The following is a 6,384-nucleotide window of genomic DNA, read 5'->3' on the forward strand; positions in this document are numbered from 1 at the left end:
TCCCACTCGATGACCTGGCGGTCGGCCATGGCGGCCGGCTCGATCGGCACGAGATCGTCGAGGCGATCATGCGTCAGCACGAATCCTCCGGGGTGCTGCGAAAGGTGCCGAGGTGCGCCCATCAGCTGGCGGGCAAGGTCGAGCGCGAGCCGCAGCCTGCGGTCGCCGAGGTTCAGGTTCATATCCTTGACCTGCTCGTCGGTGACACCTTCTTCCGACCAGCCCCAGACCTGCGAGGACAGCGCCTTGATCAGGTCCTCGGTCAGCCCCAGCGCCTTGCCGACGTCGCGCAACGCGCCCTTGGTGCGATAGCGGATGACGGTCGAGCAGAGAGCGGCATGGCTGCGCCCGTAGGTCTCGAAGATCCACTGCATGACGATCTCGCGCCGCTCGTGCTCGAAGTCGACATCGATGTCGGGCGGCTCACGCCGTTCCTCGGAGACGAAGCGCTCGAAGAGAAGGTCGTTACGGCCGGGATCGATCGAGGTGATGCCGAGCACGTAGCAGACGGCGGAGTTGGCGGCGGAGCCTCGGCCCTGGCAGAGGATGTCCTGCGAGCGCGCGAAGCGGACGATCGAATTCACGGTCAGGAAGTACGGCGCATACTCCAGCTTCGCGATCAGCCGCAGTTCGTGCTCCAGCGTCGCGCGAACGCTGTCCGGCACGCCTTCCGGATAGCGCTGCTCGGCGCCTTCCCAGGTCAGCCTCGCCAGCATCTCCTGCGGCGAGATTGTCGGATCGTCGCGCTCTTCCGGATACTGGTACTTTAACTCATCGAGCGAGAAGCGGCAGCGGTCCGCGATCTCGATCGTGCGGGCGAGCGCCTCTGGGTAGCGGGAGAACAGCCGCTGCATTTTCTCAGCCGGCTTCAAGTAGCGGTCGGCGTGGCGCTCGCGTCGGTGGCCAAGCTGGTCGATCGTGACGTTGTGCCGGATACAGGTCACCACGTCCTGAAGCATGCGCTGGCCGGGCTCGTGGAACAGCACGTCGTTCGTCACCACGGTCGGCACGCCGAGCGCTTGCGCCATCTGCGATAGATCGTAGAGGCGCATCTGGTCGTTCGGCCTTCGCCGCAGCGTCAGCGCGAGGTGGGCGCAGCCCGGGAAGGCATCGCGCAGGCGTCGAAGGTGCAGCGCCGTGAGGTCATCCGCTTGGTCCGGCACGAGCACGGCAACGAGTCCTTCCGCGTAGGCTTCGACATCGTTCCAGTGAAGGACACACTTCGCCTTGCCGCCACGCTTCTTGCCGACCGACAGCAGCCGGCAGAGCCGGGAATAGGCTGCACGGTCCGTCGGGTAGACCAGGATCGACATGCCGTCGGCGAGATCGAGTCGGCAACCGACAACCAGTCGTATCCCGGTCGTCTTTGCCGCCTCATGTGCGCGCACGATTCCCGCCAAGGAATTCCGGTCGACCATGCCCAGCGCTTCCATCCCGCAGGCATGCGCCTGAGCGAACAGCTCCTCCGCCGACGACGCTCCGCGAAGGAAGCTGAAGTGCGAGGTGACCTGAAGCTCGGCATAGCGCAACGCGGAAACACCTCCGGGATTCGCGGAACTTGTTCCTACTATGTTCTCGCGATAATGTCGACGTTGAACCCCCGGCTAGCCGGTGGGATTTGGGTAAAACCCATCAGTCCGCTAACAAGGGACGTCACCAACTCGAGGAGTTCCGTCGGTGAGGTAGTTATTGCACGAAGCATCCGGCTTAACAGCAGAATGGATGGCGCGTTCCCCTTGCAGAGCAAGGCCTAGAGCGATTGCTCCCGCCAGATGTGGTCAAGCGCTGATAGTTGATATCGAGCCGTCGAGAGCGCGGCCTCGATCCCACTTGCTCCGAAAACCCATATTCCTTCGGACCTCCGGAATGCGGCACACGCAGTCGCCGCCGCCGATGCGATATCAGCGGCGAAATCGCGACTACGAGGCGAATTCAGGAGGATATGAGCATTTCCTGCCGGTCGATCCAGGAGAACTCCGAACAAGGGATGAGTGTGGAGAAGAATTCCTGGCTGGGGAAACAATCGGTGAAACTCTACCGCCATTATTCCGCTCGACGTTGGAGGAGAAGCCTCCTCGCCTAGCCATTCGATCTTGTCTTTCCTGCCTCGTAGGTAACAGATTGCGTTTGTATTCCCAGGTACCTTTTCATGATCACGGGCCGTAGCAACAATCCACTCGGAATCCGTCGGCGGTCTCACAGTCGCCACAATGCGCATCATCGAGCACAGAACCGACGGAAAGATCTGATCAACCGAGTCATCTATTTCAGTTTGGCAAACCGCGTTGTCAGAAACTAGCTCCCCAGGCGGTTTGCCGCCATATATCAACTGACTGTCTACCGCCTCGCGCTGGCGATCAATGTTCACTTGTTCCAAGGCGCTGCGAAGTTCGTAGGGAATAGGTTGCCCGTAGTCCCCAGACGCCTCACCGCAGAGGGACTCGCGCTGAACGGGTGCCCCATCTTGTTTGAATGGCCCGAAGGCCATGTCTTCCCCAGTTCCATGGGCAGCTGGCACATGGAGGAAGCGACTGCCTTGGCTATGCGGTACAAGCGCCCAGCGAGGATCATCAGGGTCGAGCATTAGGCGCGCTCAACCAGTCGTTTGTGTCGGGGGCCTTGATTGGCAGACGGCTTTAATTGCTCCACAAGCGTAGCCTTGCATGCGCAGCCAGCATCATTTCCGCAGTCGGAAGTCGCCTCACGATGCCCAACAAAGGCACGGTAGCGAGCGGAGGAAACCGCGCTTTCAATCGATTGACTATGTATATCCCCACACCAAAAGTCTTCGTTCTCACGAAGGAAGGGGCACGGCGTAATGATGCCCTCGGCGGTTACGAATACAGCCACATCGCCACATTTGCAGGCAAGCCGCTCTATGTCAGAAGCCGCGTCAAGAGAAAACTCACCCCCATCAGCCAATGCTACTGGAACTCTTCTCTGCTTAACGCGATCCTTGAGCTTCTCGATCGAACGCACGCGTACGGACGCAGCAATGGAGGCGGCGGCATCCCTTACACCGTTCACCTCCACAATCGCGCGGATCTTCATAGAATGCGCGCCCAAGTCTGCAACGAGGTCATAAATATTAGCGATTTGCTCTATATTATCATTCATCAAAGTACAACGTACAGTCGTCTTCAAGTTCATATTTGTCGCTTGGCGCACTGCTTCGCACGCGCGCGCGAATGCTCCCTTCCGGCGCACAAAGCGGTCGAATTCTGTCGCATCGGAATGGCTCATGCTTACCTGAATCTCGTGAAGTCCGGCTGCTTTGAGGCTGCTGAGGCACTCCGCGTCTGCATACCATCCGTTGGTGTTGAGCCTGACCCTTAGCCCCAGTTCTGCACCGGCACGAATAAGCGCTAAGGTCCGGTCAAGATCCTGCAGCGGCTCACCACCTGTCAGTGAGAGGTCGGTAACACCTGATTTCGCGCACTGGCCAACAATCCCGAGGAGGGTCGAAAGGGAAGAAATTTTTCCCTTTTTGTCTGTGTAGCAATGATCACAAGCGAAATTGCAGCGCTTGTTGACTTCAATTCTCAACTCCCTCAACAGAGGCTCCATTCACTGAATTCCCCCGAAGATTACATCAATGCCGACTGCTTTCGCGTTTTGGACAAGGGTTGGGTGAGAGCGAGCCATGACAAGGGCTTCAAGCCCTCTGCTTTGGAGGAACCGAAGTTGTTCTACGCTCGCGAGGCCGGCGCAGGTACCCATGTGAAGCCCTTGAGCGACATCTCCGTTCTCGAACCCGGATCCAAGGACGAGGACAAAAGGGCCCTTTGCGTTTGTTGCATTAAGGAATGATCCGTCGAATAACGAGGGATCTGCAGGAGCGGTCAAAGCGCGAAAGTCATCCGAGGTGACTGTGCCATTGAACCCAGGCTGCACAACAATGATGTTGCCGCTCGGAAGTACTTTAACCAATTCTGACATCTCAGTTCTCCCATTTTCCGATATAGCCCGTCGCTGCGCAAAGCGCAGCTACGTAAGGACTGGCCAAGTAAACATTCGCTTGTGGCGAACCCATTCGACCAGGATTATTCCGGCTTCCTGTCGCAACGCACACCTCACCCTCTCCCAAAAGGCCTTGATGTAAGCCCATGCATGGGCCACACCCAGGGGGATTTATAGTGACGCCAAGCCTGATCAAATGACCCAGCACACCTTCCGCGCTCATTCTTTGCAGTACGGCGCGGGAGGTCGGCGTTGCTATCACGCGTACGCCCGGCGCGATCGAGTTCTCGCCAAGAGTATCGCAGAACATTTGGAAGTCCTCAATCTGACCGTTCGTGCAGCTTCCAATCATAACGACATCGACCCGTCGAGGGTTCTTTACCCCGGAGTAAGCAACTGAGTTCGATAGGCTTCCAGGGAGGCAAATCTGCGGCTCGATAGTGCCGAGATCAACAGGTATGATATCCGTATATTCTGACGCGCCGCAGCGAAGTATATCCCGATTTTCAAGACTATATAGTTTGATGATCAAATCATCAATCTCGAAAATAATACTACGTGCTTGGAGATCTGTTGCGAGATTCGAAATCGAAATGCGGTCGGCGAGCCCCAATGAAGTCAAACCATCGCCACCCACCTCAAGTATTGCGTCAGCGAACCTTTCTCGCTTAAGGCGTGCGATGGACAGCGCGACATCCTTGCCCGTAGCCGGCCGCTGCAAACGGCCCGTCATCTCTATCCGCAGCGTTCGCGGCCGGTAGATAAGGACTTCGCCGGTTGCCAGCGCACGAGCAACGCCAACAGCCGGCATCCGTAGTCCCAGCGCTCCAATCGCACCCACGGTGCAAGTGTGGCTGTCAACTCCAACCACGATTTGACCAGGCTGTACCAGGCCCTCTAGCGCCAGTTGATGGCCGACACCGGAGCCTTCGTCAAAAAGGCGGCCGCCCATCCGGCCACAAACCTCCCGTTGTTGCGCATGGAGTTTTGTGGCTTCCGCCGTCGGAGCTGGGCTATAGTGGTCCATGAAAAACAAAGTCTTCCCGGCAAGCGGCAGCGACTGTTGAGCCGAGTCACCAACGCCGAGGCGCGATAATTCATCAATAATCTTGAACGTATTACGGTCGTGTGCGTAAATGAAATCGACAGGGAGAGAGAAATCATCGCCGACTGGAGGGAGGGCGATGTTGGCTTTTGCCGCCAGTTGCGCGAGCAAAGTCATTAGTGCTCCAGTGCGTCAGTGCGCCCCAAGCATCATATTGATCACATAGAAACATTCTCTTCGTGAGAGAACAACATTCTGATCAAGATATCAAGACGCGCCACGCGAATATTTGAACCTTGGCCGGATGGTTGCATTCCGATGGTTTGGAAGCGACTTGCCGAGGGCCACCTGGCCTGTTTGTGCCCAACGTTCAGGCCTGATGTGGGTTGTTGGCAACGTGGAAAAAGCGACCTCACTGACAGATGCAGAGTCGGCTGCGGAATGGTAGCCGACGGTAGCGTAGTACTCAGAACCCGTCTGTCCGGACACAGCCGCGCTAGGGCCGATGCTAGAGTGCCAAATAGACGGTTCGGGTTCTGTATGGTCTGGCTTGAACGACCGACTTGGGGTCGCAAGCTGCGGGTGAGGCCCACGCCTGCCTCTCTGTCCAGAAACCATTACTGACTAGCCGATGCTCACTGTCAGGCAGAGGGGCATCAACGGAGCAGGCCGTCCAAGTCGAAGTCGCCCCAGCCCTTCAGAGCTAGCGCAGGGTCGCCATCGCTTCTGACATTGCTTCTCGCGGCGTCGGCACCAGCAAGTTTGCCAGCCTTCTTCAGTGCTGCCTTCTGTGCGCCCCGCCGTCTGTTCTCCGCTGCAACCAGCTTGTCCTCCTCGCGCCAGACCTCCGGCAGGTCTCGATCGAGGACATCCTCGATGTGGCGTGGGTCGAAGACGTGGAACGTAATCTTCCGCGCCCGGCCGCGCAGCTTCACCGTCCGGGTGCCCGCGCTCTGCAGCCGGCCGTCCTTCAGCCAGCGATGGCGTTCGGCCTGCTTGATCGACAGGATGTCCTCGACCTCGCGTGGGATGACCGGCAGGTCCTCGATCCCGGCGAGCTTGCAGGTGACTGCATCGACAGTGGGTTGGTGATCGTCGGGGTCATCCTCCGGCACGCGCAGCACAAGTGCGCCGGTCTCGACGTGCAGGAGCCTGCGCTCCGCGAAGGGGAGATGCGCGCGCACTTCGAGCAGGATTCCTTTCGCGCGCACGCCCGAGCCCATGGTCGCCGCAGGTGACAGCGGCCACTCTTGGATCAGCCTGGTTGGCGGCTTCGGTTTCGTGGATCGCGGCATGGCGCTCACATGGCATCTGGCAGGGCTGCCTTCAACCAAGCCTCTCCTTCCAATCCTTCTTGCGAGCGGCGTAGTCTTCGTTCG

The 6,384-nt window shown here is 58.6% G+C and carries 4 protein-coding genes; all 4 read right to left on the minus strand.

What is annotated here, in order from left to right; translation table 11 throughout:
* Positions 1–1,529: PHP domain-containing protein (locus tag EJC49_RS23630; RefSeq protein WP_210211857.1), on the minus strand; the 1,529-nt coding region annotated here is incomplete at its 3' end.
* 1,054 nt (positions 1,530–2,583) lie between these two features.
* Entirely contained in the window at positions 2,584–3,567 is a 984-nt protein-coding gene (locus EJC49_RS23635) for a radical SAM protein (protein ID WP_126702392.1), read from the minus strand.
* Between the two features lie 373 nt (positions 3,568–3,940).
* Complete coding sequence (locus EJC49_RS23640) at positions 3,941–5,182, minus strand: aconitase family protein (RefSeq protein ID WP_126702393.1); 1,242 nt, start codon at positions 5,180–5,182, stop codon at positions 3,941–3,943.
* A gap of 479 nt (positions 5,183–5,661) precedes the next feature.
* The gene (locus EJC49_RS23645; RefSeq protein ID WP_342635381.1) at positions 5,662–6,228 is read right to left on the minus strand and encodes a hypothetical protein; all 567 of its coding nucleotides are present in this window, start codon (positions 6,226–6,228) and stop codon (positions 5,662–5,664) included.
* Positions 6,229–6,384 lie beyond the last annotated feature (156 nt).

This window comes from Aquibium carbonis, from assembly GCF_003970795.1.
Classification (GTDB): Bacteria; Pseudomonadota; Alphaproteobacteria; order Rhizobiales; family Rhizobiaceae; genus Aquibium; species Aquibium carbonis.